Here is a 26,259-nt window from a genome sequence, read left to right as displayed (position 1 = left end):
CAGGCTCACGGTCAACGCGGTGCACGGGTTGCTCCCCAGCGTGGCGCAAGACGACACGATGGTGCGGGCCGGGACCGTGGCGCTCGGCGAATGGCTGGACGTCAGCGTTTCGGCGTGGTGACGAACCGGTCGATAGCCCGGCCCGCCTAGTATCGGCGCATGCCTGGCGCGCGACTCGACGGAACACTCATCTCGTGGAACGACGACAGGGGATTCGGGTTCATCCGACCGGCGAACGGGTCACGAAACGTATTCGTGCACATTCGGGCCTTCGCCTCCATCAACGGGCGACCCCAGGTGGGCGACCCGCTCGAATTCCGACTCGGTCCCGGCCGCAACGGTCGCATCCAGGCGCTGGATGTCCGAGGAACCGGGCTGGTCAGGCCGAGCACACCCAGACCCGCTGGCCGCGGTGCCGTGCTCGGGTTCGTCGTCGTCGCGCTGTTCGTCGGCGCGATCATCCTCTCGAACTCCGTCGCTGCACTACACATCGGAATGATCACTGTCTATGCGGTGATGAGCGCGGTGACCTTCATCGCATACGGAGTCGACAAGCTGCGCGCCCGATCGGGCCGGTGGCGAGTCTCCGAAGCCACACTGCTCGTGATGGGTTTTATCGGCGGCTGGCCGGGGGCGATCATCGCGCAGCAACTTTTTCGCCATAAGACCAGGAAGGCAAGCTTCCGCCGGGCGTTCTGGGGATCGGTGGCGCTCAATCTGCTGGTTTTCGCGATCATTGCCACCCCGGGCATCCGGGAATTCATCAGCCGGGCGTGAGCGACGGGCGTGCGGAACCTGGCTCCCGTGAAGCCGCCACGCTCCACTAAGCTCGGCGCCATGACGGTTGCTCAACTAGTGTCTGGCGGCATTGTCGTCGACCACGTCCGCAGGTCATTCGGCAGCGTCCACGCGGTCAGGGACGCGAGCTTCACCGCCATGCCCGGCACCGTGACCGGCCTGATCGGCCCCAACGGCTCGGGCAAGACGACGCTCATGCTCATGCTGGCGTCACTGCTGCAGCCGGAAGGTGGCAGCATCCGGATCGCAGGATTCGACCCCATGGATGCCACGGCGGAGGTGCGCTCGCGCATGGGCTGGATGCCCGATGTGCTCGGCTCGTGGGCCAACCTGAGCGTACGGAGCACCCTCGAATACACCGCGAGAATGTACGGGATGGACCTCCCCGCGGCGTCGGCCCGCGCAGGCGAACTCGTCAGTATCGTCGACCTTGCCGAACTCGCCTCGAGCCCCACCCGGGTGCTGTCGCGCGGGCAGAAGCAGCGACTGAGCCTGGCGCGAGCCCTCGTGCACAACCCGGAAGTACTGCTGCTCGATGAGCCGGCATCCGGACTCGACCCTGGAGCTCGCACTCACCTGCGGGTTCTCGTGCGTCGGCTGGCCGCAGAGGGCAAGACGATCCTGGTCTCGAGCCATGTGCTCGCCGAACTCGACGAGATGGCCGACGGGGTCGTCTACATCGATGGCGGGGTGACGGCATCCGCTGACGTCGTCGCGCGCAGCCGTGCGAGCGCGCGCCCCTGGCGGATCCGGTCATCGAATATCGAGGCCCTGCGTGCCAGCCTCATCTCGGTAGGAATCACGGATGCCGAGATCACGACAGACCGCAAAGACCTGCTCGTTCCGCTCAGTGGTGAGGATGCCGCGGCGACACTCCTGGTGTCACTCATCCGTTCCGGGGTCGTGATCAGCGCGTTCGCGCCAGCGGTCGGTGACCTAGAACACACCTTCCTCGACCTCAGCAGCAGCGGAGACCTGACATGAGTGCGTTTTTCACCGGAGTTTGGGTCATCCTCACTCTTGAGCTCAGACAGCGCGTGCGCACCGTCAGTTGGTACGTGCTCATCGGTGTCTTCATCGGCCTCATCGCCATCGTCACAATCGTGCTCTCTGTCGCCCTGCGAGGCTTCGAGGTAGACAATTCCGGTGGAGCCGGGGTCTACTCCACCATCATCTATTTCGTCCTCTTACTCGGAACCCTGGTGGCGCCGGCCCTCAGCGGCAACGCCATCAATGGCGATCGGGATGCCGGAACCCTCGCCACCACCCAGGTCACCCTGATCACCACCTGGGAACTCATCATCGGTAAGTTCCTCGCGGCCTGGGTCACCGCGCTCGCCTTCCTCGCCGCCGCTGTGCCGTTCCTGATTTACGCTTCGATAGTCGGTCGACTGGGCGGTGGCGCCATCGCGGTGTCGCTTCTCATTCTCGCGGTCGAGCTAGGAGTGGTGGCGGCAATCGGTGTCGGGCTGTCCGGGCTCGTCTCTCGACCGCTGTTCTCGGTGGTGCTCAGCTATCTTGCGGTGGCCGCCCTCAGCATCGGGACGCTCATCGCCTTCACGCTCGGCGGCCTGGCCGTGCAGAGCGAGGTCACGAACACTTCGAGCTACGGCGTGAGTTATAACGACTCTGGCGAGGCCATCTCCTGTTCTCCGCGCCAGACCACCAGATATCCGACCCCACGGTTCGACCTTTTCTGGGGCGTGCTCGCGGCCAACCCCTACGTGGTACTCGCCGACGCGGTGCCGTCGACCTATGACAGCAACGGCTACCCGACCGACCTTTTCGGGCAGGTGAAGTTCGGGATTCGTTCGGCGCAGATCACACCTGAGACCGAAGTCGAGTATGACGAGTGCGCGGATGGTCCGCCCGAATCCTCACCGACAGCCAGGGAAGTGATCGACACCACCACGCCCGGCTGGTTCGTGGGGCTCGTCATCCACCTGCTGCTGGCCGCTGGTGCCCTCACCGGGGCGTGGGCACGCACGAGAACTCCCGCGTCGCGGCTCAGCCGGGGCAGCCGCATCGCCTGACGCCGGGCTAACCCGCTGGCGCGCGCGACTTCGCGGTGGTGCTCCAGCACCGGGACTCATCAACGTTGGCTGGGTTGGTTGGCTGGCTGGCTGGCTGGTTGGCTGGCTGGTTGGTTGGCTGGTTGGTCCCGGTTGCCGGGTTGGTTGGTTGGTTGGTTGGTCCCGGTTGCCGGGTTGGTTGGTTGCCGGGTTGGCTGGATGGCTGGTCGGTTGGCTGCCGGGTCGGTTGGCTGGCGGCCGGGTTGGTTGCTTGCTGGCTGGCTGGCTGGCTGCCGGGTTGATTGCTGGCTGGCTGCCGGGTTGGTTGATTGCTGGCTGGCTGGCTGGCTGGCTGGCTGGTGCGAGGATCCCTTTGCTGGTCATACGGGTCAGGCTGCCCAGTGGCCGCCTTCTCCTTCACAGGCGACCTGTCCACGACTTTTCCACCACTATCTGAGCACTATTCAGATTGATGTTCTAATCTGACAGAATTGCCTCATGGCTAGATTAGAAGACGTATTCGCCGAATCGCTTGCGGCGGTTCGAGCGGCAACGTGTGCCCTGGCGACCGCCGGCCTAGTCCGGGCCCTCGACGACCACCAGCTGGTGAACGCTCAGCGCACCATCGCTGACGCGCGCCGCGCTCTCGAGACCTCGGCTTCCATGATCGCCGGCGAGATCCATCACAGGTCGCGACCCGAACTCGGCTACAGCGGGCTCGCACAGCGACAGGGCTTCCGCACTCCCGAGAAGCTCGTTCAACACACGACGGGGTCAACCGCTCGGGATGCCACTGCGCTCGTGACCGTCGGAGCGCTCATCCACGATGCCGAAGCGGCCACCTCCCACAACGGTGGGGGCGATGGTTCCGAGGCGCGCGAGCCCTGGCTTCTCGCCGTCGGCCGAGCCGTGGCATCCGGCGCCATGGGCGTGGATGCTGCGCAGGCCATCCGCACGGGGCTCGGTCGCCCGGGCGATGCCAGCGGGGTCAGTGCCAGCGGGGTCAGTGCCGCGCAACTGGGAGGCGCGGTGCTCACGCTGCTCGCCGAAGCTCCGGGCCTTCATGTTGACGCGCTCCTCGTTCGTGCCCGTCAGCTACGCGACGAGCTCGACGTCGCTGGCGTGGCACAGCGGGAGCAGCAGCTACGCGACGAGCGCAGCATCCGCCGCTACCGTCGACCGAATGGGCTCAGCCGATATGTCATCGACCCCGATATCGAAACCGCAGCGTTTCTCGACGACCTGTACGACCGCGCCACCTCGCCGCGGCGAGGCTCCGTGACGTTCCAGTCAGATGAGGACCGCGCCTGGGCTGACGCCGTCAGTCGTGACAGCCGCACCACCGACCAGTACGTGCACGATACGATCATCGACCTCCTTCGGCTGGCCGTCGGCAACGATTCACCCACCACCCGACTACTCATCGGATCTCGTCAACCGGCCGTGCGGGTTCTGGTCAGCGCGGTCGCTCTCACATCAGGTCAAGGGGTCGGCCGCATCGAAGGTATGTCCACACCGGTGTCACTGGCTACCGTCGAGCGCATCGCCTGCGCCCACGGAACAGTCGAGGTGACGTTCGACGCGGATGGAAAACCGCTCGACCTGGGTCGCGAGCAAAGGCTCTTCAGTCCACGACAGCGCGTTGTGCTCGCCGCCCGGGATGGAGGATGCCTCTTCCCCGGCTGCGACAGGCCGCCCAGCTGGACCGAGGCTCACCACATCGACCACTGGCACCGCGATCACGGTCGAACAGACGTCGACCGCGGTGTGCTGCTGTGCCGACATCACCACATGCTCGCGCACAACAACGGTTGGGAGGTCATGAATGACGGCAGCGGATTCCAGCTGATCCCGCCTATCGCTATCGACCCCACACAGACTCCCCGCGCCATGCCAAGCAAGAGTTCGGCGTTGCGTGATCTGCTGGGTGCGGCACCAGCGCGCCGTGATGTCCACGATCACAAGAGCCTCCAGCCTGCGTAGAGAAGGTGCGACTTTGGCACAACCGACGTGCTTACGCCAGGAGCGTCACGTATCGTGTCTTCGAGCAGGATGCGGGGGGAAACGGTCGCCCTGGAGCACAGCGTTGGCGTCGGGCCAGCGCGGATGGGTGATGATGGATCGCACGGCAGGCCGAATGCGCGGGGCCACGACCAACGTGCTCCACGCTAGCCTCGTCCCGTTCCTCCTTGCCTTCCTCGTCGCCGTCCTGGTGGCGCTCGGGCTGGTCGTAGCGAAGCCGTCGGTGGCACACGCGGGTGAAACCGACACCATCTACTCGCTCGTCAACGAGGCCCGATGGAGCCAGGGAAGCCCGGGTCTCGTGCGGAATCCTGCGATGGATACGGTCGCGGCAAACTGGGCCGGCGCGCTTGCACAGGCTGGAACGCTGTCCCACAACCCCGACTACTCCAGCAAGATTCCAGGCGGTTGGGTAGCAGCTGGTGAGAACGTAGCGCAGGGCTACAGCGGTGGCTCCGCCATGCACGACGGCTGGATGAACTCACCCGGCCACCGGGCCAACATCTTCGGAAACTTCACCGACATCGGCATCGCCTACCTCGAAGCCGGGGGCACCACCTGGGGCGTCCAGGTGTTCGCAAACTATCCCGGCACGGTCACTCCCGCAGCGCCTGCCGCGGCACCTGCACCCGCCGTTGCAGCTCCCGCCGCACCCGCCGAACCCGCACCGGTCGCGGAAGATTCGACACCCCTCGATGCGGTTCCTGCCCCGGCCGCGACCCCCGAACCGAGCACCGCAACACGCGAAAATCTCGATCCGAGCAAGGACACGCGCGCCGGCGTGAAACCAACGGCAAACGATGACGAGATTAGCGACACCGCCAACTCGGTCACAAACGCAGCCGGTCCGTCAGGGGCCGCGACCCCGCTGTGGTCGGCAATTCTAGGCACCGTCATCGTCGCCGCAGCGGCAAACCTCAGCTACCGGCTGCGTTCGAAACGCGACGAGCGCGTGCGACACACGGCGTAGCGGGCTGAATGGTGCGCAGGCTGGCTGGCAGGCGGTCTGGCAGGCCAGCGGATCTGGCAGGCAGGTAGACAATCTCACTGTCGGACGGGTTACAGAACAAGTAGCAGCTACTGCTGCGCGCGCTCCAGCACCAATTCGCGCACACGAGCCGCGTCCGCCGTGCCCTTCATGGCCTTCATGACCGCCCCGATTACGGCGCCGGCTGCCTGCACCTTGCCCTCGCGGATCTTCTCGAGCACGTCGGGCTGGGCCGCGAGAGCCTCGTCGATCGCAGCGATGAGAGCTCCGTCGTCAGAGACAACCTTCAGGCCGCGAGACTCCACCACCTGTGCCGGAGAACCTTCACCGGCGATGACCCCCTCGAGCACCTGGCGAGCAAGTCGGTCGGTCAGCTCACCGGCGTCGACGAGAGCCACGAGAGCGGCAACATCCGCCGGCGACACCAGCGACGAGGCATCCACAGATGACACATTCGCAAGCCTGGCGATCTCACCGGTCCACCACTTGCGCGCCTGGGCCGGTGCAGCACCCGCGGCGACGGTCTCGTCTATCTCGACCAGCAGACCAGAGTTGACCACATCCTGGAACTCCAGGTCGGTAAAGCCCCACTCCCCCTGCAGTCGCTTCTTGCGCAGAGACGGAGCCTCCGGAAGGGCCGCCCGCAACTCTTCGATAAGTTCCAGCGACGGCTCCACAGGAAGGAGGTCGGGCTCAGGGAAGTAGCGGTAGTCGTCAGCGTCGCTTTTGGGGCGGCCCGCGGAGGTGACACCCGTGTCCTCGTGCCAGTGACGAGTTTCCTGGATGATGGTGCCGCCGCCATCGAGAATCGCGGCCTGGCGCTGGATCTCGTATCGGATCGCGCGCTCGACCGACCGCAGGCTGTTCACGTTCTTCGTCTCGGTGCGGGTGCCGAGCTTTCCTGAACCACGAGGGGACAGTGAGATGTTCGCATCGCAGCGGAGATTTCCGCGTTCCATCTTGGCCTCGGAGATACCCAGCGACACGACGATGTCGCGGATCGCCGACACGTAGGCCTTTGCAAGTTCGGGGGCGTCCGCCTCGGCACCGGTGATCATGCGCGTAACGATCTCGACCAGCGGGACGCCCGCGCGGTTGTAGTCGACGAGCGAATATTCCGCGCCCTGGATGCGGCCGGTCGCTCCGCCGACGTGCGTGAGCTTGCCGGCGTCTTCCTCCATGTGGGCGCGCTCGATGTCGATCGTGAACTTCTTGCCGTTCGCGAGCTCCACCTCGACCTGGCCGTCGAACGCGATCGGCTCGTCGAACTGGCTGATCTGGTAGTTCTTCGCGAGGTCGGGATAGAAGTAGTTTTTGCGGGCGAAGCGGCTCGACGGCGCGATCTCGCAGCCGAGGGCGAGACCGAGGCTGATGGAGTACTTGATCGCCTGCTCGTTGACCACGGGCAGCGACCCCGGCAGACCGAGATCGACGGGCGTGATGGTCGTGTTCGGCTCGTGCGGCACGTTACCCAGCGCGGCCGGGTTGGGGGCATCCGAGAACATCTTCGACTGGGTGTTCAGCTCGACATGCACCTCGAAACCCAGGACAGGCTCGAAAAGTTCGAGGGCACGGTCGTAGTCCATCAGTTCAGCTTTAGCCACGAAACGAGTCTAACCGGGGGTGGATGCCGCAGACTCCCGGTCGTCGTCGGTCACAGGCAGTCCGGCGCCGTCGTCGGTCACAGGCAGTGCGGTCTCGCCGTCGGTCACGAGCAGTCCGGTCTCGCCGTCGGTCACGAGCAACTCGGCTTCGTCATCGGTCACAACTGTCACGACCTCAAGAGGTGCAGGTCGCTCCGAGTGGACGAAGGCGATGCCAGCGAGAATGAGGAGCCCGCCCAGCAACTGCACGATGCCCAGGTTCTCGCCGAGCAGCAGCCACGCGAACATGGCGGCAAACACCACTTCCAGGAGGCCGACGAACGACATGATGCGGGAGCCGAGCATTCCGGTGGCGATGATGCTCGTCGCGTAGGCGATGGCGGTGCCCACGACCGCGACGATACCGAGCAGCACCCACCACGGTGCTGTTGCGCCGAGGAAGGGCATGTCAGTGAATGCGGCGGTGAAGGGCAGCACACCAGCTAACCCGAGAATGGAGAGCGCGAACGACCCGAGGAGTAGCCCCGAGGCCGCCAGCGCGACCGGTGGCAGCCCTTCGGAGGGGCGCGCGGCGATCAGGTAGTAGGTGGCAGCGCCAATAGCGGCGAGAAATGCGGCTGAAACCCCGATCAGATCCCCGGCGATACTTCCGGGCCCGACGACGAGCACGAGCCCGACGATCGCAACGGCAGAACCGAGCAGAACGACTCTTCTCGGAATCACCCTGGTTGTCGCCCACGCGAACAGCACCAGCAGGATCGGTGCCAGGTATTCGATCAGTATCGCGGTACCAACCGGGATGCGCTGCACGGCGATGAAGTAGGTGAGCTGTGTACCCGCGACCCCCACCAACGCCATGGCGAGGATACGGCCGCGACCTCGCCAGACGCTTCCCCAGTTGCGGTGGAGTGACCCGATCGCGAACGGCAGCAACACGAGACCGGCGACGACGGTGCGCATCGCGACGGCCGCCGCGGGGCTCCATCCATTCTCCAGCAGCGGCTTGATGAAGGCCCCGGAAACACCAAAGGCAAGCGACGCGGTGAGGCCGATGATGAGTGCTTTCATATTGCCTGTCTCCGGGGTTCTGCGGCTAATGAAGTTGACGGTACTCTGGCCGAGAATAAGGAGTCAAATTGCATTTTGCCCCTGACACAGAAGACACGCTCCTCTTTACGGTCGCGCTCGCGAACACCGACGCCGGAGCCTCCAAAAGCGGCCTCGATGAGATCGCGACGATCGCCGAGCTGACAGCGCTTCTCGAGGCGCACAGCTACTCGGGGCGGTTCGACCGCGACGAAGCCGAACTGGCGTCGGTCGTAGACACGCGCGCCCTGCTCCGGCGGGTCTGGAGCCTGCCGCGCGATGAGGCGGTGGCCGAGGTCAACCGCATGCTGCGCGACGCCGGCGCCCTGCCTTTCCTGGTGCGCCATGAGCCGTTCGACTGGCACCTGCATGCGACGGAGCCGGGTGCCCCACTCGCCGAGCGCATCAGGGTGGAGGTGTCACTCGCGATCGTCGATGTGATCAGGTCGGGCGAGACCAGTCGCCTTCGCGTGTGCGCGGCTCCGGATTGCTCAGGCCTGATGCTCGATCTCTCGCGCAACGGATCCAAGCGTTTTTGCAGCGTGCGCTGCGGAAACAGGATGAACCAACTGGCATTCCGCGAACGGACGTGAGCCCACCCGTGACCGCGCCCGACCGCGAACGACCTACAGCGTGGGTGCCTGGCTCAGCAGCGTGCGACCCCAGCCGTCTTCGAGCAACCGCTCGAGGGTCGCTCCGAGCTTGTACAACCGGGCATCCTCTCGCGCTGGAGCCATGATCTGGAAGCCGACCGGCAACCCGTCTTCCGGTGCGAGCCCGATGGGAAGTCCCATTCCGGGCACACCTGCCAGGTTCGCCGGAATCGTGGTCACGTCGTTCAGGTACATGGCCAGCGGGTCATCGATCTTCTCGCCGAACGTGAATGCCGTCGTCGGCGCAGACGGCGAGACGAGCACATCCGCCTTCTCGAAAGCGGACGCGAAGTCACGCTGGATTAGGGTGCGCACCTTCTGCGCGCTCCCGTAATAGGCGTCATAGTATCCGGCAGACAGTGCGTAGGTGCCGAGGATGATGCGCCTCTTCACCTCCGGGCCGAAGCCGGCCTCGCGGGTCGCCGCCATGACGTCCTCGACGGTGCCGCTGACCTTCGAGCGCATGCCGAATCTGACCGAGTCGAATTTGGCGAGGTTGCTGGATGCCTCGGCCGGCAGGATCACGTAATACGCCGCCACGGCGTACTCGAAGTGGGGTGCCGACACCTCGACAATCTCGGCACCGGCTGCCGTCAGCAGCTCCAGTGCCTCGTGGAACCGCTGTGACACGCCCGGCTGGAAGCCGGGGCTGTCGAGTTCCTTCACGACACCCACGCGCAGGCCCTTGAGGTTCTCGGCTCTCGCGCCCTCGCGGGCGGCCGCGGCAAACGACGGCCACACGTCGGTGAGCGAGGTGCTGTCGCGCGGGTCGTGGCCGCCGATCACGTCGTGCAGCATCGCGGCATCCAACACCGTGCGGGCCACAGGACCGACCTGGTCGAGCGACGAGGCGAGCGCGATCGCGCCATAGCGCGAGACCCCGCCATACGTGGGTTTGACTCCGACGGAACCGGTCACCGCCGCGGGCTGACGGATGGAGCCGCCAGTGTCTGAACCCAGCGCGAGGGGCGCCTCGAAGGCCGCGACAGCTGCGGCCGAACCGCCGCCGGAGCCGCCGGGGATGCGGGAGAGGTCCCAGGGGTTCCTCGTGGGGCCGTAGGCCGAGTGCTCGGTCGACGAACCCATGGCGAATTCGTCCATGTTGGTCTTGCCGAGGGCGATGAGCCCGGCCGCCTTCAGCTTCGCAACGGGCGTGGCGTCATACGGCGGGATCCATCCCTCGAGGATCTTCGAGCCTGCCGTAGACGGCATACCGATCGTGCACAGCACGTCCTTGATGGCCACCGGCACTCCGGCGAGGGGGCCGAGCTTCTCACCGGCCGCGCGACGGGCGTCGATGTCTGTCGCCGCCGCGATCGCCTCGGCGTTGACGTGCAGGAACGCATGGATGTCCCCGTCGACCGCGGCGATACGGTCGAGGTGAGCCTGTGTGGCCTCGACCGAGCTCACTTCGCCCGTCGAGAGCTTCTCGGCAAGGGCTGAAGCGGTGAGGTGGATCAACGAGCTCACTGCTCCTCCCCCAGGATCGCGCTGACCTTGAAGCGGCTGCCGTCGTGCTCCGGCGCTCCCGCGAGGGCTTCGGCGGTCGTGAGCGTGACGCCGGGAATGTCAGGCCTGAACACGTTGACCAGTGGGATCGGGTGGCTGGTGGGTGGGACATCCGGTGTCGCCACCTCGCTGACCTTCGCCACGGCGTCGACAATCGCGCCGAGCTCGCCGGTGAGTTTGACGATCTCGTCAGGGGTCAGTGCGATTCGCGCGAGGTTCGCGAGATGCGACACCACGTCGGTTGTGATCGCGGCGCCGTAAGCGCCAAGGGGGGTTTCAGACATGCGGCTCCGTAAACAGTTTCGGGGATTCCCCCAGTCTATTTGGAGGGACCGGATGCCTTCGCCAGGACGACCGGGCTGCCTCCGCTGACGAACTGTCCCTTGCCGATCGAGATCAGAGCGAAATTGCGCATCGACTCTGTCCCCGGGCTGAAGTACTCATTGTGACCATTGGACGCGAGCAGCGGGCCCCCCGTGATCGAATCATTCCCGCCGGCGACACTCATCTGCTTCGCACCGTAGCTCGCGGCGCCCGGGTCGCTGCCGAAGTAGGAGCTGTTGGGAATCGGATCCCACGCGCCCTCGCCCACGTAGACGTTGCCGCTACGCACGTGCAGTTCGTCTACCGACCTGGCCGGGCTTCCCGGTGATCCCACCAGCGCGAGGGCATCCACCTCGAAGTCGTATTCCGTGAGGGCCATCAGCGCAGCGGTCGACCCATAAGAGTGCGCGATCACCGTTACGTATGGCTCGTCAGAAGTGCGCAGCGCCTGAAGTCCCTTGATCGCGGAGGCGAGCGCATCCCTGCCCTCATCGGCATTCTGGATGCCGCCCACGTTCGTGAGGTTGGGCGTGTGGTAGCCGATCCACGCCACCGTGGCCACGGTCTTCTGCTCCGGCACGGACTTCTGCTCGGGCACGGTCTTCTGCCCCGGCACGGTCTTCTGCTCGGGCACGGTCTTCTGCTCGGGCACGGACTGGTCTGAGGCCGCCTGGACTCGCGACGCCCCGGACTTCGAGTCGAAGTAGTCCAACCAGTCGAGCTGCTGCTCATAAAGCTCGTCGGCCGCTTCTGCCCACGCCCCCATCTGGTTCTCGATGGTGAAGAACATGCCGGGCACCAGGAACGAGACGTAGTCGGCCGTAGTGAGATCACCGAGCACAATCGCGGCGCGGCCCTGGCCGGCCACGTCGAGAGTGAGCAGGGTGCGAGTGGCCTCGCCGAGGTCACAGGTCTGCGTGGCCACCGAGGTAACGGTCGACAGGTCCGCCGCCTCGACGCCATCCAGCGCATCAGAAATCGACCGGAGCATCTTCAATTGCTGCTTTGCGTTCTCGATGACCGACCGGCCAGCGCCGCTGGAGACGAGTCGATCAAGAGAATCGATGGTCGAGTGGAGCATGGTGCGGTTGGCGCCATCCCTCACCGACAAGGGGATGCCCTCGAGATTGCCGATCAGTTGAGGAGCGGAGCTTCCGAGGGTCGACCTGGCTCGCGCGCCGAGCGTCGACCACCAGAGAGTGACATCACGAGGCGGCGGCGGGCTGGCGAGCAGGGAGCTGACGGCATGGGGATGGGCCGCGACAAACCGCGAGATGTCGGGGCCGCTGAGGAGCGTGAGTTCTTTGAGCGTACGCATGCTCTGCACCTGCCTGTGCGGCTGCGTGCCGGGTTGCGGCCCGATGACCGGGCCTGGCTGGACAGCCGGAACGATGGCCAGGGTCGATGCGTCGATCGGCCGCGACACCAGGGACTCCCCAGTTCGACCGGAGCCCGAGCGTTCGGCCGGGAGGATGTCGATCCGCATCGTCACCGACGACTGCACTGTCGAGTACCGCGAGATTTCGTGCACCTCGAACGCCTCGGCGACAGGTCCCAGTGCCACCGAGGTCAAGGCCGCAACGTCTACCAGCACAGTCGGGTTTCCCCCTCAGTCTGCGTCTGCAGCACCACTCCCCCTTGAAGCGCTGCATCGCACCCCCAATAGTAGGGGCTAGACCGCTCTGTAGAAAAGATCATAATTTCGCTCGTGCACGCGGCTCACCTTCGACCATCCGCCCGCAACTCGCGGCGTGCGCGCAAAATCATCGCCAACCGCGACCGCCTATAGCAGGCCACCAGGACGAGACGGCAGTAGGAGACGGCTGTACGAGGCCGGCTGTACGAGACGTTGGCACAGATATCGGTCGCTGCAGTCAGCCGCGCTCACAGTCCTGCGCGCTCGCAGTCCTGCGCGATCCAGTACTGCGCCGTTCAGTACTGCGCCGTTCAGTCGAGAGCGCTCGGCCCGCCCGACAGCAGCAGCGCGAACTGTGCGGCGTCGATGATACGAACACCGAGCTCTTCGGCCTTACCGAGTTTTGACCCGGCGCCAGGGCCTGCAGCGACGAAGTCGGTCTTCTTGCTGACGCTGGATGCTGCCTTGCCTCCGGCAGCGATGATCGCCTCCAGCGCGCCCTCCCTCGTGAAGCCGTCCAGGCTCCCGGTCGCGACGATGGACAGTCCAGCGAGCGGTCCATCATTGGCCGCCGCTGAACCCGGACCGGGGTGGCCAGGGGTTGCAAGCCGCATGCCAGCCACGGCCCAGCTGTCGATGATCTCGCGGTGCCAGTCCACCTCGAACCAGGCGATCACGGCGTCGGCGATGATGCCGCCAACCCCGTCCACCGCGGCGAGCGCGTCGCGGTCGGCCGCCCTGATCGCGTCGAGCGAGCCGAAGTAGTTGGCTAGCGCCCGAGCCGCTACGGGGCCGACGTGCCGGATGCTGAGCGCCACGAGGATGCGCCACAGGTCTTTGGACTTCGCCAGTTCGAGTTCGCTGAGTAATTTGATCGCAGCGCTGGACGGCACGTATGCGGCATTCCCGGTGAATTCCGCGAATTCCGGATCATATTCGCCATCTTTCTTCGCGCGCTTGCGACGGTACGGGGTCTCAGTTCGTTCCGTCCCATCGTCGTCGAGCTTGACCAGCCCTGTCTCTGAATCGCGCACCCGCACCCTGATGTCGAAAATCTGCGGCAGGGTGAGCGCGAACAGTCCGGCTTCGGTGACCAGCGGTGGTGCATCCGGATAATCGGGCTGGGTCAGTGCTGCGGCGCCCACCTCTCCGAGGCCTTCGATGTCGAGAGCGCCTCGGCTGCCGACGTGCTCGACGCGCCCACGGACCTGCGCCGGACAGCTGCGGGCGTTCGGGCAGCGTAGATCGACGTCGCCGTCTTTGGCGGGGGCAAGCTGGGTGCCACACTCCGGGCAGTGCGTCGGCATGACGAACTCGCGCTCGGTGCCGTCGCGCAGTTCGACGACCGGGCCGAGCACCTCGGGGATCACGTCGCCGGCTTTGCGCAACACGACCATGTCGCCGATGAGCACGCCCTTGGCCTTCACCACATCCTGGTTGTGGAGCGTCGCCTGGCGCACGACCGAGCCGGCGACCCGCGCCGGCTCCATCACTGCGAAGGGGGTGGCGCGGCCCGTGCGGCCCACAGACACCACAATGTCGAGCAGTCGGGTGTTGACCTGCTCTGGTGGGTACTTGTAGGCGATCGCCCAGCGCGGGGCGCGGGAGGTGGCGCCGAGCTCTTCGTGCAGGTACAACTCATCTACTTTTATGACGACGCCGTCGATTTCGTGCTCGACACTGTGGCGATGCTCGCCGTGGTAGCGGATGAACTCGGCGGCTCCCGCAGAGTCGGGTCGCACCGCTGAATACGGGCTCTTCGGCAGGCCCCACGACTCCAGCAGCTCATAGATCTCGGATTGCGTGGCGACGGGCGGATCGGGCCAGGCGCCGATGCCGTGCACGTAGAGCGAGAGTGACTCGATGCGGGCAAGACCGGCCTCCAGTTCCAGCCCGGTCTTCTTGTCGACCTGCTGACGCAGGCCGCCACTCGCGGCATTGCGCGGGTTGGCCAGCGCTGGAAAGCGGCGAGCTGCGGTCGCCTTCGCCTTGTCGTCGTCGATGCCCTTCGCAGTGGCCTCCTGCACCACCCGCTCGCGGAAACCGGAAAGCCCCTCGTTGAGGCGTTCGAAGGCGGCCACGGAGAGGAAGACCTCGCCACGGACCTCCACCAGCGGCGGGTGGCCGTCGCCCGATAATTCAGTCGGGATTCCGGAAACCCTGAGGATATTGGCCGTCACATCTTCGCCGGTGACCCCATCGCCTCGAGTAGCCGCACTGACCAGTCGTCCATTTTCATACCGGAGGTTGATCGCGAGCCCATCGATTTTGAGCTCACACAGGAAGTCGACCCGTCTGCCGGAATCCCGTTCGACCTTCGCGCTCCATTCGAGGAAATCCGCTTCGCTGAATACGTTGTCGAGGCTGAGCATGCGGTCGGCGTGGACCACGGGAGCGAAAAGTGCAGAAATGCCACCACCAACCGTCTGCGTGGGGCTGTCCTGGCCCTGCAGTTGCGGGAACAGCCGCTCGAGCTCGGCCAATCGGCGGACGCTGAGGTCGTACTCCTCGTCGCTGGCCACCGCAGCGTTGCGCTGGTAGTACGCATCGCGCAGTTCGAGGATGCGGGTGGTCAGCTCGTCGGCCTCGCGTTTCCCTGCAGAAAGGTCAGGCTCCACGGCAGGGCCAGGCGCGGCAGCAAGGCTAGGCGCGGTGTGGCCGGCGATGGAGCTCTCGGCGATGGGGTTGTCGGCGATGGGGTTGTCGATGTCAGCCACAACCCCAGCTTATGATCGCGCGGCGACACTCGTGACGGCTAGACAATCGCGGGTGCGGCACTCACTGTGCGGGCGATCGTGCACTGCCCGAGAACCCGGGTGCCGACGTACAGCACCGCGGTCTGGCCCGGGGAGACCCCGATGATCGGATCCGCCGGGTTGATCACCAGTTCGTTCACGCCGGCCGCATCCGCAACCAGTCGTGCGACGGCCGGTACGGGGTCGGCGTGCGCACGGATCTGCACGTGGCACTCGAAAGAATCATCGGCGACGGCGATGATGCCGGATGCGACGGGATCCAGCCCGGCCCAGCTGAACTTCGATCCGGCAAGCTCGCCCAGGGCGAGCGCCTCACGCGGGCCGACGACGACCTCATTTGTCTTCGGCCGGATCTCGAGCACGAAACGGGGCTTGCCGTCGTCCGTCGGGAAACCGACGTTCAGGCCCTTGCGCTGTCCGATCGTGAAGGCGAGCGCACCATCGTGCTTCCCGATCACGTCGCCGCTGCGATCCAGGATCTCGCCCTGCTCGGCACCGACTTTATCGGCGAGCCAGCCGCGGGTATTGCCATCGGGGATGAAGCAGATGTCGTGGGAGTCAGGCTTGGTCGCGACGCTGAAACCGCGGGCCGCAGCCTCGGCGCGGACCTCGGCCTTGGATGGGGTGGAGCCCAGCGGGAACATGCTGTGGGCGAGTTGCTCCGTCGTCAGCACACCGAGCACATAGGACTGGTCCTTGGCCCAGTCGCTCGCACGATGAAGTTCCCGGTTACCGTCGGCGTCAATGACGATGTTCGCGTAATGGCCGGTGACGACGGCGTCGAATCCGAGGGCGATGGCCTTCTCGAGCAGCGCGGCGAACTTGATGCGCTCGTTGCAGCGCATGCAGGGATTGGGAGTGCGACCGGCGGCGTACTCGGCGATGAAGTCGTCGACGACGTCGAGCTTGAATCGCTCCGAGAAGTCCCAGACGTAATACGGGATGCCGATGATATTGGCCGCACGCTGGGCATCCATCGAATCTTCGATCGTGCAGCAGCCACGGGCACCGGTGCGGAGCGTGCCGGGCTGGCGGCTGAGTGCGAGGTGCACGCCCACCACTTCGTGACCAGCGTCGACGGCCCGGGCCGCGGCAACGGCCGAATCGACCCCACCACTCATCGCCGCCAGAACCTTCATGGGTTCCAGTGTAAACGTCGACGAAGCGTGGAGGCTGGATGCCGGGTCAGTGCCCCAGTTGCGTATCGCGGTCCGCGTAGCCTGCGGAGCGGGCCCGGGAAACGGCGGCCGGCAGCGCGTCCACGAAGGCATCGACCTCGGCGGCAGTTGTCTGGTGCCCGAGCGTGATGCGCAGCGCTCCGCGCGCTGTCGGTTCGTCGAGGCCCATCGCCAGCAGCACATGGGATGCCTCCGGAACACCGGCCTGGCAAGCTGAGCCGGTTGAGACGCTGAAGCCGGCGACATCCAGCAGGAAGAGCAGCGAGTCACCTTCGCAGCCTGGGAACGTGAAGTGCGCGTTGCCCGGCAACCTGTCGACGGGATCGCCTCGCAGGATCGCCTCGGGAATCGCGGCGTGAACCGCGTCGACGAGCCGGTCGCGCATGCCGCGCACCCGGTCGAACTCGATGAGGCCCGCTGCGACGCCGAACGCGACGGCTCCCGCCGAGTCCATGGTCCCCGAGCGAGCGCGTTGCTGGTTGCCTCCGTGAATAAGCGGCGTGACGGTGGCCGAGCGCGCGATCACGAGTGCGCCGATGCCCACGGGCCCACCGATCTTGTGCGCCGAGATGCTCATCGCGGCCAGCTTCGATGCGTGGAAGTCGATACCGAGGTAGCCGTACGCCGACACCGCGTCTGAATGCACCGGGACGCCGTGAGCAGCCGCAAGAGCCACGATCGAGTCGATCGGCTGGATTGTTCCCACTTCGTTATTCGCCCAGAGGGTGGTGACGAGCGCCACATCGTCGGCGAGCGCAGCCTCGAGGTATTTGAGGTCGATGCGGCCCGCCGGCGAGACCGGTACCCAGTCGATCACCGCGCCCTCGTGCTGCTCCAGCCACTCGAGAGCGTCGATGGTGGCATGGTGTTCGGCCCTGGTCGACAGGATGCGGGGTCGCGGGATATCACCCTGTCGCGCCCAGTAGAGCCCCTTGATAGCAAGGTTGACGGCCTCGGTCCCGCCGGAGGTGAAAGTCACCTCGACCGAATCGGCACCCACGGAGGCTGCGACGCTCTCGCGGGCCTCCTCCAGCATCCGCTTCGCGTTCTGGCCCTGCGAATGAATCGACGAGGGGTTTCCGACCAGCCCGAGAGCGTCAGCGTATGAGCTGATGACCGCAGTCGACATCGGCGTGGTGGCAGCGTGATCCAGATAGATGGCCATGGCCCATTCCCTTCCCCTACCTCACAGGGCTTCGCGTTGGACATAGACGACTCAGCCATTCATTACTCTAGAACGCATGCCCGAAGCCGATTTCCTTGCCGACCTCGGCGTCACCCTTAGCCCAAAGGGCGGCGAGCTGCGAATCTGGTCCGCGAGTGCCACCGCTATGGAGCTGTGTCTCTTCGATGAACGGGACGCCAACTGGATCGCAAAACGGCTACCGCTGCACCGCGACGACGCCGACGTGTGGTCAGTATCATCCACCGATCTGAGACCGGGTGTGCGCTACTCGGTGCGGGCTACCGGCCCCACCAGCGCCGGGCACGCGTTCGATCCCGACCTGCACCTGATCGATCCTTACGCACGCGGGCTCGATCGCACGAAGAGCGGCGACTGGCGCGGATACGTCCAGGAACCAGACACCTTCGACTGGGGACAGTCGACCAAGCCGCAGATCGGCATGGACCACACGGTGATGTACGAGGCACACGCCAAAGGCATCTCGAAACTGAATCCCCATGTTCCGGAGCACCTCCGCGGAACCTACGCGGGGCTCGCACACGAGTCGACGATCGCGTACCTGAAGGATCTTGGCGTCACGACCATCGAGTTGCTGCCCGTGCAGCAGTTCGTGAGTGAGCAGCGCCTGATCAAGCAGGGGCTCACCAACTACTGGGGCTACAACACTCTCAACTTCTTCACCCCCCACGCGGCATACGCAAGCCGCGAGGCGCAGCACGGAGGAACCGGCGCCGTGCTGCGAGAGTTCAAAGGCATGGTCAAGCTCCTGCACGAGGCCGGGCTCGAGGTCGTGCTCGACGTGGTCTACAACCACACGGCCGAGGAAGGCCGCACGGGCCCGACGACGAGCCTTCGTGGCCTCGACAACAGGAACTACTACCGGCAGACGACCGATGGCACCTATGTGGATGTGACGGGCTGTGGTAACTCGGTCAACACCGCGACGCCCGCCGCCCAGCGCCTCATCCTCGATTCGCTGCGCTACTGGGCCAATGACGTGCAGATCGACGGATTTCGCTTCGACCTTGCCGCCACTCTCGGTCGCGACGAGGGAAACGAATTCGACCCGGAGCATCCGCTGCTGCTCGCCATCCGGGACGACCCGCAGCTTGCCGGGGTCAAGATCATCTCCGAGCCCTGGGATGTGGGAATGGGCGGCTGGCAGGTCGGAAGGTTCCCCGCTGGGTGGAGCGAGTGGAACGACGGCTATCGCGACCGTATGCGGGACTTCTGGCTGACAGACATCGGCACCGCGCGGGCCACGGGTTCTGCCCCGAACGGCATCGGCTCGCTCGCACGCCGCCTGGCGGGCTCAGCGCACGTGTTTGCACTCGACCGCGGGCCCATGGCGTCGGTCAACTTCATCACGGCTCACGACGGATTCACCATGGCCGACCTCACCGCCTACAACGAGAAGCACAACCTCGGCAACGGCGAGAAGAACCGGGACGGCACAGACAACAACCACTCGTTCAACTACGGCGCAGAAGGAACCACCGACGACGACGAGATCCGGGATGCACGGTACAAAGCCATGCGCAACCTGCTCGGCACCCTGCTGCTGTCGGCCGGCATCCCGATGCTCACCGCTGGCGACGAATTCGGCCGCACCCAGCGCGGCAACAACAACGCCTACAACCAGGACAGCGAGCTGACCTGGTTGCCGTGGGAGCGTGAGGGCTGGCAGGACGATCTGCTCGAGGTGGCTCGACAGCTCATCGAGTTCCGCCGCGACAATCCGGCACTCCGACCCGGACGCTACGGGATCGCGGGTGAAACCATCCCGTCGGCAACCCAGATGGACTGGTACAACAAGGAGGGCCTGTCGATGTCTGAGAAGGACTGGGATTCCCCCGCCGAACGCACCCTGCAGTACCTCGCCGCGTCGACGCCCGAATTCGAGGAGCTCAATCGAATCCTGCTCATCGTGCACGGCCTCGAAGACGATGTGACTGTCACGCTGCCGGATCACGCCGGCGTCAGCGGGTACACACTGCTGTGGGATTCCGCGGTCGAGGATGCGACGGAGTGGATGACAGAGCACGTGCCGGGTGATGATCTGATCGTCGCTGGCACCTCGATGCAGCTGTTCAGGGCACACTGAACGATGGGCGGTACGCCGGCAACTGTCGCGCTCACCGCGGCGGGTATCCCGTTCGTGGAGTACGAATACGATCACGACCCGGGCAATACCAATTTCGGACTGGAGGCTGCAACCGTGCTCGGGCTCGATCCCGGGCAGGTGTTCAAGACGCTGGTGGCGGATGTCGACGGCCGGCTGGTCGTGGCGATCGTCCCGGTTTCGGGCACGCTCGATCTGAAGGCCCTTGCCGCCGCGGTCGCTGGCAGGAAGGCGAGTATGGCCGACCCGAGGCTCGCCGAACGACGGACCGGGTACGTGGTCGGCGGGATCAGCCCGATCGGGCAGAAGACCGTGAACCCTACGGTGCTCGACGAGACCGCCGAACTCTATGACACGGTATTCGTCTCTGGTGGGCGCCGCGGCTTCGACATCGAGCTCACACCGCACGACCTTCGGGCTGCCACCGGTGCGGTGGTGGCAGCCATCGGTCGCTCATAGATCCTGCGGTTTCGGCCGACAACGATCCGCTAGTTGGCTATTCGGCTACCGCGATCAGCCCCAGCTCAGATGGCGACGCCAGCAGCGGATGCCGCGGCACGACCCGGACGGTGTAGCCGAAACTTCCGGCACGCGACAGCGGAACAGTCCCGCCGAATACCTTCGGCTGACCGGGCGACGACGGCATCAGTTCGAGTGGCGCCTGCTCGACGTTCTCGAGCATGTCACCGTCGCGAGCGCGGCCGTAGACGACGTCGACGCTGAGGTCACTGGCATCCAGCCCGTCGATGTCGACGGTGGCACGCAGGTGCAGCTCGTCACCGACCTGGGGCACAGTGTCGACTCCGCCTGATTCGACGTGGGTGACATGCACCTTCGGCCACGCCGCAATGACCCGCGATTTCCAGGCCGCGAGCTCCCTGGCCGGCTGGTAGGCGTTTGCGCTGATTACGCGGGCTGCGTCCGCCGCCGGAACGTAGAGCCGCTCGACGTATTCACGCACCATGCGGTCGGCCGACAGCGCGGGCGACAGCGTGGCGAGGGTGTGGCGTATCCCGTCCACCCAGCGGGAGGGCACTCCGTCGGCCCGGCGGTCGTAGAACCTGGGAGCGATCTGGTGCTCGATGAGGTCGTACATGCTGTTCGCCTCCACCTCGTCGCGCTCAGCACCGTCGCCTGCGGAGTCAGCGGAGGGGATCGCCCAGCCATTCTCTTCGTCGTAGAACTCAGCCCACCAGCCATCGAGAATCGACAGGTTGAGAGACCCGTTCAGGGCTGCCTTCATGCCGGATGTGCCGCACGCTTCCAGGGGGCGCAACGGGTTGTTTAGCCAAATATCGGTTCCCGGGTACAGCAGCTTCGCCATCGCGATGTCGTAGTTCGGAAGGAACACGATGCGCTGGCGGACCTCGGGGTCCTGGCTGAACTCGACGAGCTTCTGGATGAGTCGCTTGCCTTCATCGTCTGCCGGATGCGACTTGCCGGCGATCACGAGTTGCACAGGTCGCTCTGGGTGGAGCAGAAGCGCGCGCAGCCGCTCAGGATCGTGCAGCATCAGGGTGAGGCGCTTGTAGGTCGGAACGCGGCGCGCAAATCCGATCGTCAGCACTGACGGATCGAGCAGCCCCGAGAACCATGCAGGGGCGCCCACACCGGGGTTCTGCTCGTGCCAGGCCTCGGCGGTGCGTCGGCGCGCGTCCGCGACCAGCTGCGCGCGCATCCGGCCCCGCACCTCCCACAGGTCACTGTCGGTGACGGCCTGTGACGACCAGTCGACAGCTGTCGTGTCGACGGTGCCGAACCTCTTCTGGGCGAGCTCCAGCATCTGCGGATCCGTCCACGTCGGCGCATGCACACCGTTGGTGACGGAGGTGATCGGCACGTCTGCGTTGTCAAATCCGGGCCACAGGGCACCGAACATTCCGCGCGACACCTCGCCGTGCAGCTTTGAGACCCCGTTGGCGCGTTGTGCGAGCCTGAGACCCATTACGGCCATGTTGAACATTCCCTGATCACCGCCATCGAAGTTCTCAGTGCCGAGGGCGAGCACATCCGCCGAGGCGACGCCGGGAAGCAGGTCGGTCGAGAAGTACCTGTCGATCATGTCGACGGGGAAACGGTCGATGCCAGCGGGAACCGGCGTGTGGGTGGTGAAGACGGTTCCGGCGCGAACGGCCTGCAGGGCATCCGCGAAACCAAGACCCTCACCGATCAGGTCGCTGATGCGCTCGAGCGCCTGAAAACCGGCGTGACCCTCGTTGGTGTGGAACACTTCGGGCAGCGGCGTACCGGTGAGTTCGGTGTAGAGGCCGATGGCGCGAACGCCGCCGATGCCGAGCAGCAACTCCTGTAGGAGCCGGTGCTCACCCCCTCCGCCATAGAGGCGATCGGTGACAGAGCGCAGGTCGTCGCTGTTCTCAGCGATGTCGGTATCAAGCAGCAGCAGCGGGATGCGTCCGACCTGCGCCACCCAGACGATCGCCGAGAGACCCTGGCCGTCCGGTAGCGCGAGGGTCACCCTGGCTGGCTGGCCGTCCGGCTGCCTGAGCACCCGCAAGGGGAGGCCGTCGGGGTCGAGCACCGGATAGCTCTCCTGCTGCCAACCCTCACGCGAGATGCCTTGGCGGAAGTACCCCGCGCGATAGAAGAGCCCGACACCGATGATCGGTACACCGAGGTCTGAGGCGCTCTTCAGGTGGTCGCCGGCAAGAATACCGAGCCCACCGGAGTACTGCGGTAGCGCTGCGGCAATCCCGTATTCGGGTGAGAAATAGGCGATGGATGCAGGCGCTCCCTCGAGCTGCTGGTACCAGCGCGGCTCGCGCAGGTACTGGTGCAACCCGTCTAACAGAAAGGTCGCGGTGCCCACGAAATCCTCGTCGACCGCGAGCTCGTGCAGCCTGGTGGGTTCGACGGCTCCGAGCATCCGGATCGGATCGTGCCCCGTCTCATCCCACAGCACCGGGTCGATCGCTCGAAAGAACTGGCGGGTCGGCTCGTGCCACGACCATCGCAGATTGGACGCAAGCTCCTCCAGGCCCGCAAGCGCTTGCGGGAGAACCGTGCGAACCGTAAACCGTCTGATTGCCTTCACTCGGCAAGCCTACGGCAGGAGGGCAGCTGTCAGGTGAGCTACGCCGTTGCGACCCGTCCGGGTCAGTGGGAGAGGTCGGGGTCGAGCTGTTCGGGTTCGTGTTGTTCGGAGCTGCTCCGACCCGGAGCTCGCGCCTCGACCAGTGCTGCCGGCAGCTGCGCATCAGGCCCGCCTGCGTCGGCTGCCGCCGCCGCCGCTGCCGCCGCCGCCGCCGCGAGCTTCTTCCGGCGACCCGCGATACTCGAGATCACCGTGTATACCGCATATGCGAACAGGAGCCCGGCGATGATCGGGGTCACCAGCAGGCGGGCCTCGCCGTTCACGGCATTGTTGACGAAGCCGAGGTACGGGATCGCGTACCAGAGGGTGCCCTTCACCCGCAATTCACTGATGGGCTTCGGATCGGCCAGATCGTTATTGTCGCCCTTCGTGATGAACGTCGTCTCGCCCTCGAGACTCACACTGCGAGTGATGACCCGGTGGGAGATCACGGCAGGGTCACCAGAGGTGATCTGGTAGGTCAGCACATCGCCGACCCTGATGTCGGCGATCGGGGTCGGCTTGATGATGATGAGCGTGCCGGGCGGGAACTTCGGTGCCATCGAATTAGTGAGAACGGTCAGCGCGGCACCGCCGGAGATCAGCGGGAGCGCGATAACGAGAACCGCTACAGCCAGCACCAACACCAGAAAGGCGCCGCTGAGCGCGAGGCCTAGATACTGGAGTAGCCCCTTCTCCTTCGGAATCCCGATCTCCCCCGAGCCTCTGCCGGCAGCCCTGCTGCCGAAGCCCGTGCCGGCGGGGCGCATGCCGGTGCGACCTGCTGCGGCCCTGTGCCTAGGCGGTGCCATACGACTCCCCCGGATCAGCCACTCCGGTTGAATGATATTGCACGATCATCACCATCGGGTATCCCAACGAATCAGGGTATTTCGACAAAGCTGTAGTGCTCTGCGCGGTATTCGTTAGTGCCGGAATTCGAGGAGCATGTCGTCATCACAAACACCGTGAGATCATTCGAATTGTTCATGGTCAGGCATAGGCCGGTCTGCTGGTTGACCAGTCGGTAGTCACCGGCCGCGCCGTTCGCCACCACATTCCACAGTTGTCGGTTCAACAGAGCTCCGGTCGTCGTCGTCTTCGCGACGAGTTGCACCTGCGCGTTCTGGGTATCGACGGTGGGTGCTACGACCGGCCCGATGCCGGTTCCATTGCCGATGTAGATGCGGAACTGGCTGCCTACGGGTTCGAACCTGAACGATTGGTTATCTGTCTTGTCGGGCAACTTGCAGGGGAACAGGACCATCGTCGTACCCAGCACGAGAGGTGCGCCATTGGCATCGAAACATTTCCCGCTGAAGCTGTGCTTGATCCTGAACCAGCTATGCGTCGCGGTCTGGGTGAATGCGGTTCCACTCCCTACACTCCAGTTGTCACCGACCCTGCCGGTAAAGGTCATTGTCGGTGTGATCGTGACGCCGGCGGCATCAGCGAAGGTACTGGTCAGGATCGTGCGCGCACACAGCAGAAGGCTTACGCCTGCAGCGGCCGAGGTGGCATCTGCCGGCATCACCGGTGGTGCCAACAACGTCCCCGTGGTCGCCCCGGCCGCCGGAACGGTGCCAGCGTCGCAGGTCGCACCCCGCTTCCAGAGCAGGAGAGTCACCGCGGCGTCACCGCCAGACACCGACACCGAGTAATTCAGCGGGGTAGAGCCGGTATTTGTGATCGTGATCGGCGCCGTGTCGGCAAGCAACGGAGCAGAGATCACCACGGAGCCGCCTAAGGTGAGCCCCTGCTTATACGTGGCGGTAAGCCCATCGATACCGGAAGTTGTGGTTGCGGGCGTCGCTGCGGTGACCGTCGCCGACCTCGAGACGACAGCAGACCAGTATGCATTCCCGGCCAGGGTCCCGGTTGCGATGAGGAATATCGCCAGCCCGATGACCGCCGCGGGGCGCCATCCGGGAAGGCGCGATAAACGTCCGAGGTTGCGTGACCGCGCCGGCTTTCGTGACGTCATTCGCTTTCCCTCCCTCGCCGCCGACCTATCAGCACGAACAACCCTCCGACGCCGAGGCTAACCAGGGTGGTGATGATTGCAGGATATGCCAGGGTCGTCCCGGTGTACGCAAGGCCCGCTGGGATAGAGCGCGGGGTGTCCTGCCCTTCACCCGTGCCCGGAATGAGCACGGCGTTCACCGCACAACCGTTGGGAGCGATCGCCGTGCCGGGATCAGACATGGCCAGCGCCAGGTCGAAATAACCTATCGAGTCCTGCGCCTCCTGCCCCGTGAGCGAAGACGATACGCGCATCGTCAGGGAGACAGACACGATCTCGCCCTGGGCCAGCACACGGTCGGGTACGACGGTCTGGCACGTGGTCAACGCGTCCAGCGTTGTCGGTGTGAGCCCTGCGCCGGCGGCATCGGCTCCCTCGACTGTGAGCGCCGATTCGAGAAGCGCGCTGGCGGTTGTCGCATTGGCGAGCGATAACTGCATGAGCGTCGGGTCAGCACGCAGTGATCGGATGAGCACGTTCTCGGTCATGGCGTCACCGGGAACGAGCCGCATTGACGACGAGAACAGGAACGACGGCGGAGCCGCCGACCACGTCAGCCCACCATCACGGCTGTATTCGACGGTGGGCGCGGCAGCCGTCGCGGCGACAGGTATTCCTGCCCCGAGTATGGCGCCTGCGGCCACGACGATCGCGATGGCCAGCCGCTGGCGCATCACGGCTGGTCTCCCTGGAGGTTGACCAGAATCGCAGTGGTGGTTCCGGCGGCGCTGGCGGGTGCGTTTGCCAGCATGCTGACGACGAGACACAACTGCACCGTAGAGGCCGGCGTGATTACGGCGTCGTAGGTCGTCGCGGCGACGGCCTTGACGCCGAGCGATCCGACGACAATGGCAGTTCCGGGGGCTGCACACGTACCCGGTGCGACTGTGATGGTGAGCCCGTTGGCACCCTGGCCCGTGATGGACGTGACGCTCAGGATCAGGTCAGCGGATCCTGATGCAGATGCGCTGAAATCGGCGGTCTGGGTGACGCCGGGATACAGGCCAGCGAATGCGATGGTGTTGGTGCTGGCCACGAGACCGGAGGTTCCGCTGTTGATCGTGGCGGATGTTCCCCCCGATGTTCCGACGCTGATGGGACGGCTCGAGTTGAGGTAGGCGTACGTGCCACCCGCCGCGAAAACCGAGAGCGAGATCGCGACGGTGACGGTGACCATCGACTTGAGGATGTTCGAGAAACTGAAAAGAGACCGACGACGCCTCGACGCAGTGACGCTGGGCGTCTGTGCGATTCGAGGCATGGCGGTCTCT

The 26,259-nt window shown here is 65.3% G+C and carries 21 protein-coding genes; 8 read left to right on the top strand and 13 right to left on the bottom strand.

Annotated features, from left to right (window positions below):
• The first annotated feature begins 159 nt into the window (after positions 1-159).
• From IEW81_RS10665 to IEW81_RS10645, 5 genes are all read left to right on the top strand, one after another.
• The gene (locus tag IEW81_RS10665) at positions 160-777 is read left to right on the top strand and encodes a DUF1294 domain-containing protein (RefSeq protein WP_097061350.1); all 618 of its coding nucleotides are present in this window, start codon (positions 160-162) and stop codon (positions 775-777) included.
• Positions 778-837: 60 nt separating this feature from the next.
• Complete coding sequence (locus IEW81_RS10660; protein WP_097061351.1) at positions 838-1,782, top strand: ABC transporter ATP-binding protein; 945 nt, start codon at positions 838-840, stop codon at positions 1,780-1,782.
• Positions 1,779-2,831, top strand: coding sequence for an ABC transporter permease (locus IEW81_RS10655; protein WP_097061352.1), 1,053 nt, complete (start codon positions 1,779-1,781; stop codon positions 2,829-2,831). Before IEW81_RS10660 ends, IEW81_RS10655 begins: the two co-directional genes overlap by 4 nt.
• Positions 2,832-3,308: 477 nt before the next feature.
• A complete protein-coding gene (locus IEW81_RS10650) occupies positions 3,309-4,793 on the top strand; it encodes an HNH endonuclease signature motif containing protein (protein WP_097061353.1) in 1,485 nt (494 codons plus the stop codon).
• Positions 4,794-4,926: 133 nt separating this feature from the next.
• A complete protein-coding gene (locus tag IEW81_RS10645) occupies positions 4,927-5,802 on the top strand; it encodes a CAP domain-containing protein (RefSeq protein ID WP_179691884.1) in 876 nt (291 codons plus the stop codon).
• 107 nt (positions 5,803-5,909) lie between these two features.
• Here IEW81_RS10645 and gatB read toward each other — a convergent pair whose 3' ends face one another.
• Both gatB and IEW81_RS10635 read right to left on the bottom strand, forming a co-directional pair.
• Positions 5,910-7,424, bottom strand: a complete 1,515-nt coding sequence (gene gatB, locus IEW81_RS10640; protein ID WP_097061355.1) for an Asp-tRNA(Asn)/Glu-tRNA(Gln) amidotransferase subunit GatB — start codon at positions 7,422-7,424, stop codon at positions 5,910-5,912.
• Between the two features lie 9 nt (positions 7,425-7,433).
• The gene (locus IEW81_RS10635; protein WP_097061356.1) at positions 7,434-8,492 is read right to left on the bottom strand and encodes an EamA family transporter; all 1,059 of its coding nucleotides are present in this window, start codon (positions 8,490-8,492) and stop codon (positions 7,434-7,436) included.
• Positions 8,493-8,560: 68 nt separating this feature from the next.
• Here IEW81_RS10635 and IEW81_RS10630 point away from each other — a divergent pair, with 68 nt between their 5' ends.
• Positions 8,561-9,103: a CGNR zinc finger domain-containing protein gene (locus IEW81_RS10630; RefSeq protein ID WP_097061357.1), complete on the top strand. Its 543-nt coding sequence runs from the start codon at positions 8,561-8,563 to the stop codon at positions 9,101-9,103.
• Between the two features lie 33 nt (positions 9,104-9,136).
• Here IEW81_RS10630 and gatA read toward each other — a convergent pair whose 3' ends face one another.
• The 6 genes from gatA to IEW81_RS10600 form a co-directional block, all read right to left on the bottom strand.
• Complete coding sequence (gene gatA / locus IEW81_RS10625) at positions 9,137-10,633, bottom strand: Asp-tRNA(Asn)/Glu-tRNA(Gln) amidotransferase subunit GatA (protein WP_097061358.1); 1,497 nt, start codon at positions 10,631-10,633, stop codon at positions 9,137-9,139.
• Positions 10,630-10,956, bottom strand: a complete 327-nt coding sequence (gene gatC, locus IEW81_RS10620; RefSeq protein ID WP_097061359.1) for an Asp-tRNA(Asn)/Glu-tRNA(Gln) amidotransferase subunit GatC — start codon at positions 10,954-10,956, stop codon at positions 10,630-10,632. Before gatC ends, gatA begins: the two co-directional genes overlap by 4 nt.
• A gap of 35 nt (positions 10,957-10,991) precedes the next feature.
• Positions 10,992-12,590, bottom strand: coding sequence for an alpha/beta hydrolase (locus IEW81_RS10615; RefSeq protein ID WP_229671359.1), 1,599 nt, complete (start codon positions 12,588-12,590; stop codon positions 10,992-10,994).
• Between the two features lie 353 nt (positions 12,591-12,943).
• On the bottom strand, positions 12,944-15,298 hold the full coding sequence (gene ligA / locus IEW81_RS10610) for an NAD-dependent DNA ligase LigA (RefSeq protein WP_373285398.1): 2,355 nt from the start codon (positions 15,296-15,298) through the stop codon (positions 12,944-12,946).
• Positions 15,299-15,387: 89 nt separating this feature from the next.
• Positions 15,388-16,527, bottom strand: a complete 1,140-nt coding sequence (gene mnmA, locus IEW81_RS10605) for a tRNA 2-thiouridine(34) synthase MnmA (RefSeq protein ID WP_097061360.1) — start codon at positions 16,525-16,527, stop codon at positions 15,388-15,390.
• 46 nt (positions 16,528-16,573) lie between these two features.
• Positions 16,574-17,731: a cysteine desulfurase family protein gene (locus tag IEW81_RS10600; RefSeq protein ID WP_097061361.1), complete on the bottom strand. Its 1,158-nt coding sequence runs from the start codon at positions 17,729-17,731 to the stop codon at positions 16,574-16,576.
• A gap of 76 nt (positions 17,732-17,807) precedes the next feature.
• On the opposite strand from IEW81_RS10600, the gene glgX reads away from it, so the two are divergent.
• Both glgX and ybaK read left to right on the top strand, forming a co-directional pair.
• Entirely contained in the window at positions 17,808-19,856 is a 2,049-nt protein-coding gene (gene glgX / locus IEW81_RS10595) for a glycogen debranching protein GlgX (protein ID WP_097061362.1), read from the top strand.
• A gap of 3 nt (positions 19,857-19,859) precedes the next feature.
• Positions 19,860-20,333 carry a Cys-tRNA(Pro) deacylase gene (gene ybaK, locus IEW81_RS10590; protein WP_097061363.1) on the top strand — a complete coding sequence of 158 codons (474 nt, stop codon included), beginning with the start codon at positions 19,860-19,862 and terminating at the stop codon, positions 20,331-20,333.
• Positions 20,334-20,370: 37 nt separating this feature from the next.
• Here ybaK and glgP read toward each other — a convergent pair whose 3' ends face one another.
• From glgP to IEW81_RS10565, 5 genes are all read right to left on the bottom strand, one after another.
• Positions 20,371-22,926, bottom strand: a complete 2,556-nt coding sequence (gene glgP, locus IEW81_RS10585) for an alpha-glucan family phosphorylase (RefSeq protein ID WP_097061364.1) — start codon at positions 22,924-22,926, stop codon at positions 20,371-20,373.
• A gap of 62 nt (positions 22,927-22,988) precedes the next feature.
• On the bottom strand, positions 22,989-23,777 hold the full coding sequence (locus IEW81_RS10580; protein WP_097061365.1) for a signal peptidase I: 789 nt from the start codon (positions 23,775-23,777) through the stop codon (positions 22,989-22,991).
• Positions 23,778-23,848: 71 nt separating this feature from the next.
• Complete coding sequence (locus tag IEW81_RS10575) at positions 23,849-24,949, bottom strand: RICIN domain-containing protein (protein WP_097061366.1); 1,101 nt, start codon at positions 24,947-24,949, stop codon at positions 23,849-23,851.
• A complete protein-coding gene (locus tag IEW81_RS10570; RefSeq protein ID WP_143544713.1) occupies positions 24,946-25,665 on the bottom strand; it encodes a hypothetical protein in 720 nt (239 codons plus the stop codon). Before IEW81_RS10570 ends, IEW81_RS10575 begins: the two co-directional genes overlap by 4 nt.
• Positions 25,662-26,249, bottom strand: a complete 588-nt coding sequence (locus IEW81_RS10565) for a hypothetical protein (protein WP_097061368.1) — start codon at positions 26,247-26,249, stop codon at positions 25,662-25,664. The genes IEW81_RS10570 and IEW81_RS10565 overlap by 4 nt, the downstream gene beginning before the upstream one ends.
• Positions 26,250-26,259: the final 10 nt, after the last annotated feature.

Origin of the sequence: Salinibacterium xinjiangense (assembly GCF_014645015.1) — a bacterium.
GTDB lineage: Bacteria > Actinomycetota > Actinomycetes > Actinomycetales > Microbacteriaceae > Rhodoglobus > Rhodoglobus xinjiangensis.
Note: the sequence above shows the minus strand (reverse complement) of the source record. Positions and strands in the feature narration are given on the sequence as shown.